15 protein-coding genes are annotated in these 17393 nt (G+C 72.2%); 9 read left to right on the forward strand and 6 right to left on the reverse strand.

The genetic code is table 11. The features are described 5' to 3' along the window. The first annotated feature begins 45 nt into the window (after positions 1 to 45). From fxsT to HHX41_RS16055, 6 genes are all read left to right on the forward strand, one after another. A complete protein-coding gene (gene fxsT / locus HHX41_RS16030; RefSeq protein ID WP_182906597.1) occupies positions 46 to 3987 on the forward strand; it encodes an FxSxx-COOH system tetratricopeptide repeat protein in 3942 nt (1313 codons plus the stop codon). 139 nt (positions 3988 to 4126) lie between these two features. Further along, a complete protein-coding gene (locus HHX41_RS16035; protein ID WP_182906598.1) occupies positions 4127 to 4273 on the forward strand; it encodes a hypothetical protein in 147 nt (48 codons plus the stop codon). Between the two features lie 26 nt (positions 4274 to 4299). Further along, positions 4300 to 5343: a DUF418 domain-containing protein gene (locus tag HHX41_RS16040; protein WP_182906599.1), complete on the forward strand. Its 1044-nt coding sequence runs from the start codon at positions 4300 to 4302 to the stop codon at positions 5341 to 5343. After that, positions 5273 to 6064: a carbon-nitrogen hydrolase family protein gene (locus tag HHX41_RS16045; protein ID WP_169980372.1), complete on the forward strand. Its 792-nt coding sequence runs from the start codon at positions 5273 to 5275 to the stop codon at positions 6062 to 6064. The genes HHX41_RS16040 and HHX41_RS16045 overlap by 71 nt, the downstream gene beginning before the upstream one ends. 10 nt (positions 6065 to 6074) lie before the next feature. After that, positions 6075 to 6533, forward strand: coding sequence for a hypothetical protein (locus HHX41_RS16050; protein WP_259401014.1), 459 nt, complete (start codon positions 6075 to 6077; stop codon positions 6531 to 6533). After that, the gene (locus HHX41_RS16055) at positions 6530 to 6994 is read left to right on the forward strand and encodes a hypothetical protein (protein ID WP_182906600.1); all 465 of its coding nucleotides are present in this window, start codon (positions 6530 to 6532) and stop codon (positions 6992 to 6994) included. The genes HHX41_RS16050 and HHX41_RS16055 overlap by 4 nt, the downstream gene beginning before the upstream one ends. Positions 6995 to 7167: 173 nt before the next feature. Here HHX41_RS16055 and HHX41_RS16060 read toward each other — a convergent pair whose 3' ends face one another. Next, the gene (locus tag HHX41_RS16060; protein WP_169980367.1) at positions 7168 to 7323 is read right to left on the reverse strand and encodes a hypothetical protein; all 156 of its coding nucleotides are present in this window, start codon (positions 7321 to 7323) and stop codon (positions 7168 to 7170) included. A 484-nt stretch (positions 7324 to 7807) separates the two neighbouring features. On the opposite strand from HHX41_RS16060, the gene HHX41_RS16065 reads away from it, so the two are divergent. Further along, positions 7808 to 8212 carry a hypothetical protein gene (locus tag HHX41_RS16065; protein ID WP_182906601.1) on the forward strand — a complete coding sequence of 135 codons (405 nt, stop codon included), beginning with the start codon at positions 7808 to 7810 and terminating at the stop codon, positions 8210 to 8212. Between the two features lie 102 nt (positions 8213 to 8314). On the opposite strand, the gene HHX41_RS16070 is transcribed toward HHX41_RS16065, so the two are convergent. The 5 genes from HHX41_RS16070 to HHX41_RS16090 form a co-directional block, all read right to left on the reverse strand. Further along, positions 8315 to 10147 (reverse strand): hydantoinase B/oxoprolinase family protein, encoded by a 1833-nt coding sequence (locus HHX41_RS16070; protein ID WP_182906602.1) that lies wholly within the window; start codon positions 10145 to 10147, stop codon positions 8315 to 8317. Beyond that, positions 10137 to 12182, reverse strand: a complete 2046-nt coding sequence (locus HHX41_RS16075) for a hydantoinase/oxoprolinase family protein (protein WP_182906603.1) — start codon at positions 12180 to 12182, stop codon at positions 10137 to 10139. The genes HHX41_RS16070 and HHX41_RS16075 overlap by 11 nt, the downstream gene beginning before the upstream one ends. A 94-nt stretch (positions 12183 to 12276) precedes the next feature. Continuing rightward, positions 12277 to 12951: a DsbA family protein gene (locus HHX41_RS16080; protein WP_182906604.1), complete on the reverse strand. Its 675-nt coding sequence runs from the start codon at positions 12949 to 12951 to the stop codon at positions 12277 to 12279. A gap of 56 nt (positions 12952 to 13007) precedes the next feature. Continuing rightward, entirely contained in the window at positions 13008 to 13679 is a 672-nt protein-coding gene (locus HHX41_RS16085; RefSeq protein WP_182906605.1) for a carbon monoxide dehydrogenase subunit G, read from the reverse strand. Between the two features lie 119 nt (positions 13680 to 13798). Next, complete coding sequence (locus tag HHX41_RS16090; protein ID WP_169980347.1) at positions 13799 to 14335, reverse strand: MarR family winged helix-turn-helix transcriptional regulator; 537 nt, start codon at positions 14333 to 14335, stop codon at positions 13799 to 13801. Between the two features lie 126 nt (positions 14336 to 14461). On the opposite strand from HHX41_RS16090, the gene HHX41_RS16095 reads away from it, so the two are divergent. Together HHX41_RS16095 and HHX41_RS16100 are read left to right on the forward strand one after the other, a co-directional pair. After that, positions 14462 to 15526, forward strand: a complete 1065-nt coding sequence (locus HHX41_RS16095) for an alkene reductase (RefSeq protein ID WP_169980345.1) — start codon at positions 14462 to 14464, stop codon at positions 15524 to 15526. 393 nt (positions 15527 to 15919) lie between these two features. Next, positions 15920 to 17386 (forward strand): cytochrome ubiquinol oxidase subunit I, encoded by a 1467-nt coding sequence (locus HHX41_RS16100; protein ID WP_182906606.1) that lies wholly within the window; start codon positions 15920 to 15922, stop codon positions 17384 to 17386. Positions 17387 to 17393 lie beyond the last annotated feature (7 nt).

The raw sequence follows: 17393 nt of genomic DNA on the forward strand, positions 1-17393 counted from the left end.
CGAGGATTTCGCGCCCGACGAGCCGCCAGGACGGAAGGGGAGGCAATGACCGAGTTCCGGGATGGCCACATCGTCACCTTCTACTCCTACAAGGGAGGGACGGGAAGGACGATGGCGCTGGCCAACACGGCCTGGATCCTCGCCTCCAACGGCCTCCGCGTGCTGGTCGTGGACTGGGACCTGGAGTCCCCCGGCCTGCACAAGTTCTTCCGGCCCTTTCTCGACGAAGAGTTGATCAGCGGCACGGCCGGCGTGATCGACCTGATCAGGGACTTCGCCTGGGCCGCGACCCGTTCCGGTCCGCGTCCCGCCGACTGGCACACCCGGTACGCGGACGTGGGACGGCACGTCGTATCGGTCGAGTGGCCCCACTTCCCCGACGGCGGCTCCCTCGACTTCCTGCCCGCCGGGCGGCAGAACCGCGACTACTCCTCGCTGGTGTCCACCTTCGACTGGGACGACTTCTACGAGCGGCTGGGCGGAGGGCAGTTCCTCGACGCCCTGCGGGTGGACATGCGGCGCGGCTACGACTACGTGCTCATCGACAGCCGCACCGGCCTGAGCGACATCGCCGACATCTGCACGGTCCACCTCCCCGACACCGTGGTGCCCTGTTTCACGCTCAGCGACCAGAGCATCGAGGGGGCCGCGCGGGTCGCGGCGGAGATCGCCGGACGGTTACCCGACCGCCGCATCAGGATCCTGCCGATCCCCATGCGCGTGGACCACACGGAGAAGGAGAAGCTCGACGCGGGCCGGGCCTTCGCCCGCAGCCAGTTCGAGGGGTTCCCCAGCGGCGTCGGCCAGGACCAGGCCGGCAGTTACTGGGGCGCCGTCGAGATCCCTTACAAGCCGTTCTACGCGTACGAGGAGACCCTGGCGACCTTCGGTGACCCGCCCGGCTCGCCCGGCTCGCTGCTGGCCGCCTACGAGCGGCTCACGGGCGTCGTCACCGGAGGCCGGGTCTCGTCCCTTCCTCCGCTCGACGAGGACCTGCGGCTGAGTTACCGGGAGCTGTTCGTCCGGCGCCGCCCGTCGCTGTCGAACGACGTCACCCTGAGCTACGCCCCAGAGGACCGGCTGTGGGCGGAGTGGATCGCCGCCGTGCTGACGCAGGCCGGCATCCGGGTCCGTACGCAGGGGGGCGAACGCGAGGACGACGAGAGCGGGCAGGCGCGGACGCCGGAGGCGGCGCGCCGCACGGTCGCACTGCTGTCCCCTGCCTACCTGCGCTCACCGTGGGCCCGGGAGACCTGGCACGCCGCCGAGGGACCCGCGGCGTTGTCTCTGCACCTCCTTCCCGTCCGCGTGTCGGACGTCCGGGTCCCGCAGCCGTACGCCGATCCGCCCCCGCTGGACCTGTTCCGGCTGGACGAGCAGCACGCGGCCGCCGCGCTGCTGCGCGCCCTCGACCGCCCGGCGGGAACCGAGGCCACCGGGCGAGGAGCGACGCCGCGGTATCCCGGCATCCAGCCCGCCATCCTGAACCTGCCGACCAGGAACGCCGCCTTCACCGGCCGGGGCGAGGTGCTGGAGCGGCTGCGGGACCAGCTGGTCCGCGGCAGCCAGGCCGCGGTGACCCAGGCCGCGGTGACACACGTGCAGGAGGGCCGCACCCAGGCCCTGTTCGGACTCGGCGGCGTGGGCAAGACCCAGCTGGCCATCGAGTACGCCCACCGTTTCATGAGCGACTACGACGTCGTGTGGTGGGTGTCGGCCGAACAGCCGGAACTGCTGAACGGCGCGATGGCCGATCTGGCCGAGCGGCTGGGCATCGGGATCGGCGACAACCTGGCGGAGGCGGCACTGGCGGTCAAGGACGCGTTGCGGCGGGGCGAGCCGTACGCCCGCTGGCTGCTCATCTTCGACAACGCCAACAGCGCGGATGACGTGCGGACCTACCTCCCCGGCGGCTCCGGCCACGTGCTGATCACGTCGCGCAGCCGGACCTGGTCCCAGATCGCCACGCCACTGGAGATCGACGTCTTCACCCGAGAGGAGAGCCTGGAGCACCTGCGGCGCCGGGTGGCCGATCTCGGCGACGACGACGCCGACCGGGTGGCGGCCGCGCTCGGCGACCTGCCGCTCGCCATCGAACAGGCCGGGGCGTGGCTGCAGGAGACCGGTATGAGCGTGGACGAGTACGTCGGCAAGCTCTCCACGCGGCCCGTGCGGACGCTCGCGCTCGGGGACTCCCCGACCTACCCGACGCCTGTCGCCGCCACCTGGAACGTGTCGTTCCAGCGCCTGCGGGAGAAGTCACCCGCGGCGGTCCGGCTGCTCCAGCTGCTGGCCTTCTTCGCCGCGGAACCGGTGTCGCTGTCCATGCTGTACGGCGACGAGACCGTGCGCTGCCTGATCCCGTACGACGACTCGCTGCACGAGAAGATCATGATCGGCCGGCTGGTACGTGAGCTGAACAGGTTCGCCCTCGCCGAGGTCGACCAGCGCAACAACTCGGTGCAGGTGCACAGACTGGTGCAGGCCGTGCTGCGCGACCAGATGGACGACGACGAGCGCGAGCGCACCGTCCACGAGGTGCACCGCATCCTCCTGGGCGCCCGCCCGCGCGAGGGCGACACCGACGACCCCGGCAGCTGGCCGCGGTACGACGAGATCTGGCCGCACCTCGCCCCGTCCAACGCGGAGGACTGCGACGAGGAGCAGACCCGGCAGCTGCTGATCGACCGCGTGCGGTACCTGTATCGGCGGGGCGAGTTCGACCGGGCGCTGAACCTCGGCCGCCGCCTGGAGGAGCTGTGGATCAGGAAGCTCGGCGACTACGACCCGCAGACGCTCTACCTGCGGTTCCACATGGGGAACGTCCTGCGTTCCCAGGGCAGGTACCGCGAGGCGTGCGATCTCGACCGGGCGATCCTCGACGACCAGCGCCGGGTCCTGCCCGACCCGCACCCGCACACGTTGCAGACCGCGGGAAGCCTCGCGGCGGACCTGCGGGCTCTCGGTGAGCCGGCCGAGTCGCTGCGGATGGAGCAGGAGACCTACGCCCGCACCAAGGAGCTGTTCTTCGACGACCATCCGCGGGTCCTCGCGGCGGCCGGCAACCTGGCCGTCGCCCTGCGGCACGTCGGTGACTTCAGCGCCGCGCGCCGGCTCGACCAGGAAACCGCGGACAAACGCCGTGAGGTGCTCGGTCCCGCCCACCCCTTCACGCTCCTGTCCGAGACGAATCTCGCCCTCGACATCCGCGAGGCGGGCGAGTACGCGGAGTCGGCCGAGCTGCTGCGCGAGACGCTGAACAGCTACGCCGAGGTGCCCGGCCCCGAGCTCCCCGACACGCTGAACACGGCACGCAGCCTCGCCGTGTCGCTGCGGGAGACCGGCGCGCTCGCGGAGGCGCGGCGGCTCACCGAGACGACCTACGAGCGTTGTCTCCGGCGCTTCGGTCCCGACTCGCCCGAAACCGTCGCCTGCAAGCTGAGCCTGGCCTGCGACCTCGCCGCGGCGGGCGACAGGCGACGGGCGTTCGAGCTCGCCGCCGAAGTCAGGGCCGGCTATGAAAGCACACTGGGCGCGGACAACCCGTACACCCTGATCGCGGCCAACAACGTCACGATCTACCTGCGGCACCTCGGGGAGCCGGCCGAGAGCCGGGCGCTGGGCACTCGGACCCTCGCGACGCTGCGGCGCAGGATCGGGCCCGATCACCCCTTCTCACTCGCCTGCGCCGTCAACGTGGCCAACGCGCTGGGAGACCTGCGGGACCACGCCGAGGCCGAGACGCTGCAGCGGGACACCCTCGACCGGCTGCGCGCGGTTCTCGGGCCCCGCCACCCCACCACGCTGATCTGCGAGGCCGACCTGGCCGTGACCCTGCGCGACGTCAGGCGGACCGACGAGGCGCGGGTGCTGCGCGAGCCCCTGCTCGTCCAGCTCCGCCGGACCCTCGGGGAGGCGCACCCGGTCATCGCCGCGGTAACCGACTGGCGCCGCGTCGACCGGGAGCTGGAGCCCCTCCCCTGGTGACCGGGCCGCGCCGGGTGACCGGGCAGGCCTCAGCGATCAGTCCGTCCCGCAAGCTCTCGAGCGTCGGCTGCGCCTTCGCTCCCCCGTATGGAGCCCGAGCTGGGTCTCTCCTTAGGACCACGAGATCGAGCGGCTTGCGATGATGGAGCAGGAACGGAGGCTGCGGGACCTGGTCGCCGACCGGGACGCGCTGTCGGCGCGGGGGTTCGGTGGCACGGCCGACGTCGTCTCGCACGCCCGCGAGCAGGAGATGCGCGTGCCGGTGCTCTGGCCGCCCGGCTCGTGAAGAGACCGACAAGGAGGGGCTGGAGGGTGAGCCTGACGGCAGACAGGATCCGGCGGGTGGACGCGCTGCGCGGGTTCGCCGTGTGCGGGATCATGCTCGTCAACGCGTGGCAGCAGACGGTGCGGCGGACGCCGACCTCGCTGGACTGGGTGATGACGAACCTGTTCCAGAGCCGCTTCTACCCGATGTTCGCGTTCCTGTTCGGGCTGTCCTTCGCCCTGTTCCTGCGCTCGGCGCGGCGGCGCACGCGGCGGCCGCGCGTCGTCATGCTCCGGCGCCTGGCCGTGCTCGCCGTGCTGGGCGCGGCGCACATCCTGATCGACCCGGGCGAGGTGCTGCTGCCGTACGCGCTGCTGGGGGCGCTCGTCCTGCTCCCGGCGAGCCTCCTGCCCCGGTGGGTGGTGCTGTCGGCAGGCTGCGCCGCGCTGGTCGCCTCCGTGCTCGACTCCCACCCGTACGTGCTGATCACCGCGCTGTTCCTGCTCGGCCTGGCCGCCGCCCCGGGTGTGGAGGCGGGGAGAGGACCGACGCGCCTCGCCGGGGCGGACGGCCTGGGCAGCGGGCCGTTCCTCGCCGTGGTGTGCGGGGCGGCTGCCGTGCTCGCGGCCTGGCTGACCTGGTGGTGGAACCACGCACCGCCCGGCGGCGGGGTCTACCAGGCGGCCGCGCTGTGCGGGGCGGTCGCGTACGCGGCGGCGTTCCTGCTGCTCGCCCGGCGCGCGACCCTGTTCGAAGCGCTGGGGCGGATGACGCTGACCAACTACGTGACGGGCACGACGGTGATCGTGGTGGCGATGCCGCTGCTGGAGGCCGACGGCACGGGGGGCGCCCTCGTGGTGCTCGCCATCGTCACCGTCGCCGCGCAGGCGGTCTTCTGCCGGTGGTGGCTCGCCCGGCACCGGCACGGCCCGCTGGAGTGGGTGTGGCGAACGCTCACCTGGTGGGGCACTTCGCGGGGCACCTGGTGGGGTGTGGAGACGACCGGGCAGACTGTGGTCCGTGACCCGCGTAGCCCTGTGCCAGATCCCCGTCGACCACGACCCGGAGACCAACCTCGCGACCGTGCGTGACGCCCTCGCGCGGGCGCGGGGGGCGGACCTCGCCGTGTTCCCCGAAGCGACGCTCGCCCGGTTCGGCCCACGGATCGTCGAGACGGCCCAGCCGCTCGACGGCCCGTTCGTCACCGGCCTGGCCGAGGCCGCGCGCGAGCACGGCACCGCGGTCATCGCCGGCGTCTTCGAGCCCGCCGCGGACGGGAGGGTCTGGAACACCGCCGTCTGCGTGCGGGAGGACGGCTCGCTCGCCGCGGCCTACCGGAAGATCCACCTGTTCGACTCCTTCGGCGCCAAGGAGTCGAAACTGGTCGCGCCGGGGGACGCGCCGGCGGTGGTGGAGCTGGCGGGGCTCAGGATCGGCCTCATCACCTGTTACGACGTCCGCTTCCCCGAACTGGCCCGCGCGCTGGTCGACCGGGGCGCGGACACGTTCGCGGTGATCGCCGCCTGGGGCTCGGGGCCGCTGAAGGAGGACCACTGGACGACCCTCGTCCGGGCGAGGGCCATCGAAAACACCACCTGGACCATCGCGGTCGGTCAAGCGCCCAACCCCGCCATACCGGACGGGTTCGGTGTGGGCCGCAGCATGCTCGTCGACCCGATGGGGGTCGCCCGCCACGACCTGGGCACGGGCCCCGGCGTGCTGCTCGCGGAGATCGACGCGGCGTGGACCGAGACCGCGCGCGCCACCCTCCCCTCCCTCGAACACCGCCGGCTCGGAGTCGGCAGATCGTAAACTTGGCCCCATGAGCGAGCCGGGACGCAGGACGCGGATGCAGAAGGTGGTTCCGCCGCGGCTGCTCGTGCCGTACCTGTCGGGCCGGCGGACGATCATCTCCGGCTACGTCTACCGCGAGCAGGACTGCGACCGCCTCACCACTCCCGCCGCGCTCGTCGAGGCCCTCGACCTGTGCTTCGACGGATCGGAGCTGACACCGGACGTGCCCGAGCTGTACATCATGCGCTGGGACGCGCGGGACATCGACACCTACGTCGTCCCGTACGGGCCGCACATGGGCGGTGATTGGAGCGATGCACCGCCCTTCACCGGGAACGGCTTCACCGCCTCGCGCGAGCAGGTGGTGCCGCAGTTCCACACGATGCCCATGCCGATCCCGGCCGGCGCGGAGATCGTGCACCTCACCGCGGCCGGGGAGCGTCCCTTCGCCGGGTACGACGGCCTGACCTGGCGGCCGGCGCGATGAGCGAGATCGAGCCGGTCGGCCTGGGATTCGTCGCCCGCTACCGCGACCGTGACTACGCCGCCGCGGTCGGGCCGGGCGGCGACGACGTGGTGCTGTTCAGCGAGACCCCGCAGGAGGGATTCACCGCCGCCGGCGGCTACTGGCGGCTGCGGGTGAACCGGTCCACCCTGGAGCGGCTCACCCTCCTGCGCACGGTCGGCGCCTTCGGGGGCGAGCCGTGCCTCGTGCTCGACGAGGACGACGGCGGAGACGGCGGGGAGGGCGGCCTGCACATCGCCTACACGGGTCACAACGGGCTGAAGGCCGAGGCGCTCGGCTACTGGCTGGTGGACCACGGCGCGTACGAGGTGGTCGTGCCCCGCGACGAGGTGCACGCGATCCGGGTGGAGCGCGTGCCCGTGCCGCTCGCTCCTGACCGGGCGGACGGTCAGGAGACCACTCCGCAGCCCAGCGACCGGTAGCGGGCGAACCCGGCCGCCGTCCGCTTCGCCGCCGGGCGGTCCGGCGACCCCGCGTTCGTGCTCCCGGCTCCGGCGCGGGCGAGGCCCACGGCGTCGATGAGAGCGAATCGGGCACCCCCGCTCGGCCGGCCGGGACGTCGTAGTCCTGGCACGGCCCGGGGGTCACGGACACGTCAGCGGTGGGTGCGATGGCCGCGCCACTGGTCCATCAGCCGGCGCAGTCGCTGCCGGTTCTCCGGATCACGCGTCATGGTCTTGGCCTTCTCGACGTTCTCCCGGCCCTTGGGGCTCTGCAGGTACTCCCTGATGCGCTGGACGATAGATGCCATTTGTAACTCACCATCCCTTTTATGCCGTCACTGGACGGCTACCCACGGACACCGCCGCCAATCACCGGTGCGGGAGCGTACAGAACGGTACGGTGAAGCCCGGGGACGACGTGCGGGTGTCGGTACGCGACCTGAGGGCGAGACGTGGGATCGGATGCACCGGGCACGGGACCGTTGTCGCCGGACTTCAGCGGCATATCCCCCGGGCACATGGATCGTTTCGTCAAGGAACTGGAGCACGCCCGTGGGGTCGTCGGGGAACGCGCCGAGGTCGTCCGGCGGGTGTTCGCCGATCCCGCGGCGGCACGGCTCGCGATCTCACTGGCGACCAGGGACAGCCCGCTGCCGAAGGACACCGCCGCCCGCCTGCTCGCGCTCCCTGGTGTCGCCCCGCGTGACCGGCGGCCCGACCTGGTGACGTTCCTGCGGGGACCTGAACGACCTCGCGGCCGCGGACGCCACGTCCGCCGACGCGTTCGGCCGGATGCTCGCCGCCGCGGCCGGCGCGTACGACAAGAAAGACGGGGCCCACAGCGACGTCGCGGCCCGGTTCGCGTTCGCGATCATGACCGGGACGCCGGGGTTCCGCTTCGCCCCGCCCACGCGCGTCCACCTCGCCGAGGTCGCGGGCGCGTACGCCACGGAGATGACCGAGGGCGAGACGGTCCGGGAGCACGTTCACGTCCTGGAGACGGCCCTCGATCGGGCCTGCGCCCAGTTCGGCGGTGAACCGGTATGGGTGGGCCCCGCGGCTCGCGCCTTCGCCGAGGAGCTCAACGGCCGCCGGGCGCGGCTGAAGAGCGCCGTCCAGCATGTGATCGCCGAACTGGAGGCGAAGCTGCGCGCCACACCCGCCAAGGTCTCCCGCTCCGCCGCGATGAGCGGCTGACGCGGAACGGGCCGGAGTCCCGCGCGCGGCCCTCGGCTGCGCCTCGCGCGGGCACAAGGGCCGGATGCCGTGTGGGCGGTCCTCCGGCTCCGCCCCGGCGTGTCAGACGGTGTCCACCTCCGCGTACGGGAGGCCGCCGGAGAGTTTGGGGTAGCCGGGGCCGCGGTCGAAGAAGGCGGCGGGGCGCGTCTCGCGCAGCCGCTCCCGCAGGCGCTCGGTCGCCTCCGTGTCCACGACGACGTCGTCGCGGGTGCCGGTCAGCACGACGCCGTAATCCTCCCGCGCGCCCTCGAACGAGACCTTCCCGTCGCGGACGTCGGCGGCCACCGTCTCGGCCGGGCGGTCGTAGGGCGAGCCCCAGCCGCCTCCGCCCGTCGTCCGGATGCGGATGACCTGCCCGGCGCGTACGGGGAAGTCGTCGACCAGGCCCTCCATCTCCACACCGTCCACGGTGACCTGGAAGGGACGGCCCGCCCGGCCGCCGTTCACGCCCCAGCACGACAGGATCGAGCGGTCGGCGATCGACATGAAGGAGGCGTCCCGCAACATGCGGATGTGCTTGTCGTAGCCGAGACCGCCGCGGAACTCCCCCGGGCCGCCGCTGTCCACGGCCAGGCCCAGCCGCTCCACCCGGAACGGCCAGCGTGCCTCGGCGAACTCCGCCGGGATGTTGCGGCTGTCGGGCACCACGTGGATGGTGTCCTCCCCGTCGGCGTACCAGCGCCCGCCCGACCCGCCGCCCAGCACCTCGCGCATGAGGTAGGGACCGTCGTCCGATTCGCCGTACACGCCGGTGTAGCGGATGGTCTCCTGGTCGGCCGGCATGCGGCCGCCGGTCGCCTTGGCCAGCACGCCGGCCAGCACCCCGAGCAGGCGCAGGATCACGAACGTACGGGCGTTGGTGGGCGCGGGGAAGATCGGCGTGAGCAGCGTGCCCTTCTCCGGGAAGACCATCTTGATCAGCGGGACGACCCCCTCGTTCACGTCGAGCTCGGCCATCCGCTGGGGAGTGTCGGCGAGGTTGCGCAGGATCGGCGCCAGCCACTTCTTCAGGAAGACCCCGTCGGCGTAGTCGCCCGCGTGGTTGATCGGCCCCTTGGCCTGCGGCGAGGTGCCGGTGAAGTCGATGGTCAGCGGCGTGTCCGCCGAGTGGTCGACGGTGAGCGTGATCCGCTGGGCGTGCAGGCGCGGCTCGTCCACACCGTCGTGTTCGGCGTAGTCCTCCCAGACGTGCACCCCCTCGGGGATCTTGGCGAGCAGCTCGCGGCGGAACGTCTCGGTCGTCTTGCCGATGATCGCGTCGAAGCACGCCTCGACCGCCTCCCGGCCGTACCGGCCGAACAGCTCGCCGAGCCGCCGCGCGCCCATCAGGCAGGCCGAGCACTCGGCGTCGAGGTCGCCGGCGAGGCTGTCGGGCATGCGGGAGTTGCGCGTCATGATCGTGAGCGCGGCGCGGTTGGGCACCCCCTGGTCCCACAGCTTGATCGGCGGGACCATCAGGCCCTCCTCGAACGCGCTGCGCGCGTGCGACGGCATGGAACCCGGCACGGCTCCGCCGATGTCGTCGTGGTGGCCGAACGCCTGGACGAACGCGACGACCGCGCCCTCGTGGAAGACCGGCACCGTCACGCACAGGTCGGGCAGGTGGCCGATGCCGCCCTCGGACAGGTAGACGTCGTTGTGGAAGAACACGTCGCCCGGGCGCATCGTGTCCACCGGGAAGTCGCGGACGATCGGCTGAACCAGCGCCGAGTAGGACCGACCGGTCAGCTTGCGCATCCGCGCGTCGTGGATGCCGGCGCGGAAGTCGTGGGCGTCGCGGATCATGGGCGACCTCGCCGTGCGCGCGATCGCCGTCTCCACCTCCTTCTCCACCGAGGCCAGCGTGCCTTCCACGATCTCCACGAGCACGGGGTCGGCGGTCCTACCGGTCATCGCTCACCACCACGAGGTTGCCGTAGTCGTCCATGGTCGCCGTGAAGCCGGGGTGCACCGGCAGGGTCGAGCCGTACTCCTCGATCACGGCGGGGCCGTGCACGACCGCGCCCGCGCCGAGGTCGCCCCGGCGGTAGGTCACGGTCCGGCCCCACCGTTCGTAGTACACGTCGCGGGTCGCGACCGGGCTCGGCTCGTCCTCCTGGCGGGGCCTGCGCGCGATCTTCGGCCGGACGATCGGGCCGATGCCGGACACCCGGAGGTTGACCCACTCGACGGCGTGGCTGGGATCGTCACGGTAGCCGTATCCGTAGAGCCTCTCGTGCTCGGCGTGGAACCGCTCGGCGACCGCGCCGAGCCATGCCTCGTCCACGGGGCCGTCGGGGGCGGCCACCCGCACCTCGTACGCCTGGCCGTAGTAGCGCAGGTCGGCGCTGCGCGCGTACACGTGCTCGGCGAAGCCCTCGCGGTCGAGCGCGGCCGCGGCCTCGGCCTCCAGGTCGCCGAGGATCTCGGCGACCGCCTCGGGCGAGGGGTCGCGGGAGACGTGCGTGCGGACGTAGTCGTTCTTCACGTCCACGGTGAGCAGGCCGAACGCGGACACGTTCCCGGGGTCCGGCGGGACGATCGCAGCCGGCAGGCCGAGGATGTCGATGAGGCGGCAGGCGAGCAGCGGCCCGGAGCCGCCGAAGGCGACCATCGGGAAGTCCCGCACGTCGAGGCCGCGCTGCACGGTGATCTGCCGGATCGCGTTCGACTGGTTGAACGCGCTGATCTCCAGGATCCCGGTGGCGCAGCGCTCCGGGGTCAGCCCCAGCCGGCCCGCCAGCGCCGTCACGCCCGCCCGCGCGGCGGCGACGTCGAGCGGGATCTCACCACCGAGCAGATGCGGGGGCACCCGGCCGAGGAAGACGTGCGCGTCGGTCACCGTCACCTCGGTGCCGCCCCTGCCGTAGCAGATCGGGCCGGGATCCGCGCCCGCCGACCTCGGGCCGACCTTCAGCGTCCCCTCGGGCGAGATCCAGGCGATCGACCCGCCGCCCGCCCCGACCGTGACGATGTCGATCATGGGGATCTTGCACGGGTAGCGGCCGATGCTGCCCTCGGTCGTCAGCGACGGCTCCCCGTCCACCACGACCGCCACGTCCGTCGAGGTGCCGCCACCGTCGAGGGTGATGACGCTCGGGTGCCCGGCGGTCCCCGCGACGAGCGCCGCGCCGAGCGCCCCCGCCGCCGGGCCGGACAGCACGGTCGTGATCGGCTGGTGCACCACCTCGGCCGCCGACAGCACGCCGCCGTTGCTCTTCATGACCGAGAACGGCCGGCCGAGCCGCTCCGACAGGTTGTCGATGTACCGCCGCATGATCGGCTTGACGGCCGCGTCCACCAGCGTGGTCACCGACCGCTCGTACTCGCGGTACTCCCGCAGCACGTCGCTCGACAGCGACACGACCGCCTCGGGGTGCTCGCGTTCCAGCACCTCGCGCATCCGCCGTTCGTGCCCGGGATTGGCGTAGGAGTGCAGGAAGCACACCCCGATCGCGGTGACGCCGCGCTCCCTGAACCACCGGGCGGCCCGTACGGCCTGCGCCTCGTCGAACGGCCGGACCTCCCGGCCGAGGTGGTCGAGCCGTCCCCCGACGGTACGCACCCGGTGCACGGGCACGATCCGCGGGGGTTTGACCCAGAAATAGGAGTTGCCGTAGCCGTCCGGCACGCTCTGCCGGGCGATCTCCAGGACGAACTCGAAGCCCTCCGTGGTGACGAAACCCAGATGTGACGTGCCGTCCGGGCGGTCCTCCAGCAACTGGTTGGTGGCGACGGTGGTGCCGTGGACGAGGGCGGAGACGGCGTCGAGGGCATGGGACCCCGCGTGGGCCTCGAGCACCTTGTGCACGCCTGCCATGAACCCGTCGGCCGGGTTGGCGGGAGTCGAGGGAGTCTTGGTCGTGACGATCCGGCCGGACTCCTCGTCGACGAGCACGACGTCGGTGAAGGTGCCGCCCGTGTCGACCCCGATGCGGACGCTAGGCATGCTCAGTGTTTACCGACCGCCGCCGATCGGAAGAACCGGCGCACTCTGCCGAAGAATCGCCGTCCTGTCGTCACACCCTGCCCGGACGGGCGACTCAGACGGCGCAGGTGCCGTCGTCGCAGTCCTCGCCCGCCGTGCCTGCCGTCGTGCCCGCCGCCGCTGCCTCCTGGGCCGTACGCGCCTCGACCTCCCGCAGGGCGGCCACGAGCGTCTCGACGGGCTGCGCGCCCGAGACGGCGAACTTCTCCTCGAACAGGAACAGCGGGACGGCGCGGACGCCGAGCGCGCGGGCGCGGGCCAGTTCGGCGCGCACCTGCTCGGCGCCCTCCCCGGTGTCCTCGACGCCGGTCTCGGCGGCGAGCTTCGCCAGCGTGGCGGGGTCGCCGACGTCGAGGCCGTCGGTGAAGTGGGCGCGGAAGAGCCGGTCGGCCATGTCCCCGTCCCGCCCCGCGCGCCCGGCCAGCCAGATCAGCCGGTGCGCCTCGAACGTGCCGGCCGCGACCGCCCGGTCGAATCGGAGCTCCAGCCCGTCCTGCGCCGCCACACCCGTCACGTGACCGGTCATCTGGGCCACCCGGTCGGCGCCGCCGAACTTGCGCTCGAGCGCGCGCAGCAGCGGCTCACCGCTGGAGACGCCGTCCGGGTCGAGCTGGAACGGACGGTGGGCGACCTCGACGTCGCCGTCGAAGGCCCGGACGGCCTGCCGGAGCCGGTGGTGGCCGATGTAGCACCAAGGACACACGACATCGGAGAAGATCTCTACTTTCACGACATGTCCCAACCCGCGGCACCGACCGCCGATTCCCCGGCCGCGCCTGCCGGCGGCTATCGCCGGCGGCTCTGGCGTCCGAGGAGCCAGCCGATGACGGCGCTGCCGAGCGCGACCCCGGCACCGGTCCCGAACGCCGCGAGCATCGTCCAGGCCGGCACCCCCTGACGGGGCGCGGCCGGGGCCTCGCGGGTGAACACCCGCGGCGCGGCCTCCCCTGCAACGGCCTCCCCTGTCACGGGCGCGGTCACGGCGTCAGCGGACTCGGCGGGAACGGCAGGCACGGCGGGAACCGACAGCAGGTGCCGCTCGACGGCGGCGAAGAACTCGCCCGCGGTCTTCTTGGCGACCGAGGCGAGCATCCGCTGCCCCACACCGCCGATCATGCCGCCGACCACGGCCTCGGCGTCGTAGTCGATCCGGGTGCCGCCCCCGGCGTCGCTGAGCCGTACGGCCACGGTCGCCTCGACGGTGCCGGGGGCGCCCTGCCCGCGCGCGCCGAGCGTGAACCGGTCCGGCTCCTCCTGGTCGCGCAGCGCGACCTCGCCCTGGTAGACGCCCTTGATCGAGGCGACCCCCGCGGTCACCGTCATCGCGTACACGTTCTCGCCTGTCGTCTCCAGGCGCTCGCAGCCGGGGATCGTCCGCACCAGGACGCCGGGGTCCTGGAGGGCGTCCCAGACCCGCTTGCGCTCCGCCGCGACCAGCGCGCTGCCCGAGACCTTCATGGGCCACCTCCGATGCCGAGCACCCTAGAAAATCACCTGTCCGGCGAGAACGGCAAGATCTGCCCCGGCACGGCGCGGCGGTCGTGCAGAGTTCACATGCCCTCGCGGCGCGGGCGGGACTACAGGGGCGCCGCGGCCACCTCGGAGGACCTGGAGGAGGGCCTGGGGGGCTGGGACAGCGCGACCTCGCGGCAGGTGTTGCGGCTGACCACCGCGAGCAGCGAGCGGAGCGTCTCCACCTCCTCCGGCGTCAGGCCGTCGGAGATCCGGCGGTGGAGCTCCTCCTCGACGCGGCGGACCTCGGGGCGCAGGGCGTCGCCCTTGGGCGTCGTGCTCACCACGCTGACCCGCCGGTTGGCGGGGGACGGCGTGCGGCTCACGAGCCCGCTGCGCTCCAGCCGCTGCAGGCTCTTGGTCATCGTGGACATGTCGATGCCCAGCGCCGCGGCGAGCTTGTTCTGCGACATCGGGCCGTTCTCCCACAGCCTGCCGAGCACCCGGTCCTGCCCGGGATAGAGGCCGATCTCCGCGAGCAGGGCGGCGAGCAGGACGCGGTGGCCCAGGGCCGCCTGCGCCATCAGGCAGCTCAGGCTGTCGGAACCCTCTCCCTGCGGCACTTCGCACGCCCTCGCGTCGCCGGTCAGCGCATCCACCATCACGACCCCTCCTCCGCGATCAGCCTACCCGTTTGCATATTGGTCGGCCAAGTTGTATGACTTTCATTGGCCGACCAAGTTTGCCGACCAAGTTGACTGGCCACCTTGACACGAAAGGACACGATCATGCCGTTCACCTCCTTCGAGCTGGGTTCCCTCCGTCTGCCGAACCGCCTCGTCATGGCGCCCATGACGCGGTCACGCTCGTACGTGGCCGGAATCCCCTCTCCGCTCACCGCGCTCTACTACGCCCAGCGCGCCTCGGCCGGCCTGATCGTCACCGAGGGCGTCCAGCCGAGCCCCGCCGGGCAGGGCTACATGGACACGCCGGGGTTGCACACCGACGAGCAGGTCGCGGGGTGGCGTGAGGTGACCGACGCCGTCCACGCGGCGGGCGGCAGGATCGTCGCCCAGATCATGCACGCGGGCGGGGCCGGCCATCCCGCGAACACCGGCAGGCTTCCCGTCGCCCCCTCGGCCGTACGGGTCGGGGGGCAGATCTTCACGCCGTCAGGCCTTCAGGACACGCCGGTGCCGGTCGCGTTGTCCACCGCCGAAGTGGAGGCCACGGTCCGCGACTTCGCCGCCGCCGCGCGGCGCGCGGTGGACGCCGGGTTCGACGGGGTCGAGCTCCACGGGGCCAACGGTTACCTGATCCACCAGTTCCTGTCCCGCAACGCCAACCTGCGCGACGACCGCTACGGCGGGACGGTGTCCGGCCGCATCCGGTTCGCGGTGGAGACCGCCCGGGCCGTCGCCGAGGAGATCGGCCCCGACCGGGTGGGCATCCGCCTGTCCCCCCGGAACGGCGCCCAGGGACTGGCCGAGGACGACGCGCACGAGCTCTACCCCGCCCTGGTGTCCGCGCTCGCCGAACTCGACCTGGTCTATCTGCACCTGGTGGCGACCGGCGGCGACGAGCTCAACGCGCGGATCCGCGACCTGTGGCCGAACGCCCTCATCGTCAACGACCCCGCGGCCACCGACCCGGCGTCCGCCGCGGAGCGGCTGCTGGGCTGGGGCGCCGACCTGGTCGCGCTGGGCAAGTCCTTCCTGGCCAACCCCGACCTGCCGCTGCGCCTGCGGGTCGGCGCACCGCTGAACGAGGCGGATCTGAGCACCGCCTTCGGCGGCGACCACCGCGGCTACACCGACTATCCGACGCTCGCCCTCCACCCCGCCGCGGCGTAGCCGGCACACGGGACGCGAAGACCTCCGGTTCGGCGAACCGGAGGTCTTCGCCGTTCCCGCGTCCCGTTCCCCGCGGTTCTCAACCGCGCGGCGTACGGGCGAATCAGCCGTGCGGCGGACGCGCTACTTGTCGGTGTTCGTCCATTCTTGATCCCGTGCCTCCCCAGGAGGCGCTCCCGGCGGGACGGGACCCGTGTCCCTGGCGGCCGGGACGATCCGACCGCAATCGTCGGTACTGCAAGAAACGGGGTTCCGGCCCCCGCGAACCGGGGTCCGGACGGCACTCCGCCCGGCTGTGACGAAGATCGCACGTCGCGGGGCCCTAATGCTCTACAGCTTGTAGTACTACTTGTTATAGGACTACGGGCCGTAGAGCTCCGGTGTGAGGGAGACATGGACGCGCTTGACCTGGCACGGTGGCAGTTCGGGGTGACCACCGTGTACCACTTTCTCTTCGTACCCCTGACGATCGGACTGGGCGTCTACGTCGCCGGACTCCAGACCGCCTGGCTACGTACGGGCAAGGAGCACTACCTCAGGCTCACGAAGTTCTTCGGCAAGCTCTTTCTGATCAACTTCGCCATGGGCGTCGTCACCGGCATCGTCCAGGAGTTCCAGTTCGGGATGAACTGGAGCGAGTACTCGACCTTCGTCGGCGACGTGTTCGGCGCCCCGCTGGCGCTGGAGGCGCTGCTCGCGTTCTTCCTGGAGTCGACGTTCCTCGGATTGTGGATCTTCGGCTGGGACCGGCTGCCCAAGCGGATCCACCTCGCCTGCCTGTGGGCCGCCGTCATCGGGTCCAACCTGTCGGCGTACTTCATCCTCGCGGCCAACGCCTGGATGAAGCACCCGGTCGGCTACGAGGTCGTGGACGGCAAAGCCAGGATGACCGACCTGTGGGCCGTCCTGACCAACTCCACGGCCCTCGCCCAGGTGCCGCACGTGGTCGCCGCCTCGTTCGTCGTGGCGGGCGGGTTCGTCATCGCCGTCACGGGCTACCGCATCCTGCGCGAGCGCGGCCTCGGCCTGGTGCCCGGCCGCGGGAACGCCAGGGCCGTCCAGGACGCGACCGTGCCCATGCGCCGCCTGCCGGACATGTGGCGGACCAGCCTGCGCGCCGCGCTCGTCATGACGGCGATCGCGGGGGCCGTCGTCGCCGGCAGCGGCGACCTGTCCGGCCAGCTGCTGCGCGAGCAGCAGCCGATGAAGCTCGCCGCGGCGGAGGGCCTGCGCCACGACACCGCCGGCGCGCCGTTCTCGATCGCGCCCGGCGTCGAGGTGCCCGGCCTGCTCAGCCTGCTCGCCGCGCACGACCCCGGCGCGACGATCCAGGGCGTCGACGACGTCCAGGCGCGGTACGAGAAGGCCTTCGGGCCGGCCGACTACATCCCGAACCTGCCGGTCGTCTTCTGGTCGTTCCGTGTGATGATCGGCTTCGGCATGGCCACGGTGGGCCTTTCCGTGCTCGGCCTGTGGCTGACCCGGCCCCGGCGCCGGCAGGGTGGCGCCGCGAAGCCGGTGCCCGACTGGTTCGCCCGCCTCTGCGTGCTGGCGCTCCCGCTGCCCACCGCGGCGATCGTCGCCGGCTGGCTGCTCAGCGAGATCGGCCGTCAGCCGTGGACCGTACAGGGCGAGCTCATGACCGCCGCCAGCGTGTCGCCCGGCGTCTCGCTCGGCGAGGTCGCGATCACCCTGGCCGTCTTCACGGTCCTGTACGGCGTGCTGGCGGTGGCCGAGGGCGTGCTGCTGGTGCGTCACGTCAAGGCGGGCCCGGAGCTGCCTCCGGTCGAGGCCGCGCCCGCCGGCGCCGTTCCCGCCCACTCCGACGAGGCGCGGCTCATGCCGACGCTCATGTACTGAGGAGTCA

The sequence above is a fragment of the Microbispora sp. H13382 genome (assembly GCF_014161445.1).
In the GTDB taxonomy this organism is placed as follows: Bacteria; Actinomycetota; Actinomycetes; order Streptosporangiales; family Streptosporangiaceae; genus Microbispora.

Bases quoted from the DNA above. Each gene is read 5' to 3' on its own strand.
- fxsT (WP_182906597.1), top strand. From the start codon at position 46: ATGACCGAGTTCCGGGATGGCCACATCGTCACCTTCTACTCCTACAAG.
- HHX41_RS16035 (WP_182906598.1), top strand. From the start codon at position 4,127: ATGATGGAGCAGGAACGGAGGCTGCGGGACCTGGTCGCCGACCGGGAC.
- HHX41_RS16050 (WP_259401014.1), top strand. From the start codon at position 6,075: ATGAGCGAGCCGGGACGCAGGACGCGGATGCAGAAGGTGGTTCCGCCG.
- HHX41_RS16055 (WP_182906600.1), top strand. From the start codon at position 6,530: ATGAGCGAGATCGAGCCGGTCGGCCTGGGATTCGTCGCCCGCTACCGC.
- HHX41_RS16060 (WP_169980367.1), bottom strand. From the start codon at position 7,323: ATGGCATCTATCGTCCAGCGCATCAGGGAGTACCTGCAGAGCCCCAAG.
- HHX41_RS16065 (WP_182906601.1), top strand. From the start codon at position 7,808: ATGCTCGCCGCCGCGGCCGGCGCGTACGACAAGAAAGACGGGGCCCAC.
- HHX41_RS16070 (WP_182906602.1), bottom strand. From the start codon at position 10,147: ATGACCGGTAGGACCGCCGACCCCGTGCTCGTGGAGATCGTGGAAGGC.
- HHX41_RS16075 (WP_182906603.1), bottom strand. From the start codon at position 12,182: ATGCCTAGCGTCCGCATCGGGGTCGACACGGGCGGCACCTTCACCGAC.
- HHX41_RS16085 (WP_182906605.1), bottom strand. From the start codon at position 13,679: ATGAAGGTCTCGGGCAGCGCGCTGGTCGCGGCGGAGCGCAAGCGGGTC.
- HHX41_RS16090 (WP_169980347.1), bottom strand. From the start codon at position 14,335: ATGGTGGATGCGCTGACCGGCGACGCGAGGGCGTGCGAAGTGCCGCAG.
- HHX41_RS16095 (WP_169980345.1), top strand. From the start codon at position 14,462: ATGCCGTTCACCTCCTTCGAGCTGGGTTCCCTCCGTCTGCCGAACCGC.
- HHX41_RS16100 (WP_182906606.1), top strand. From the start codon at position 15,920: ATGGACGCGCTTGACCTGGCACGGTGGCAGTTCGGGGTGACCACCGTG.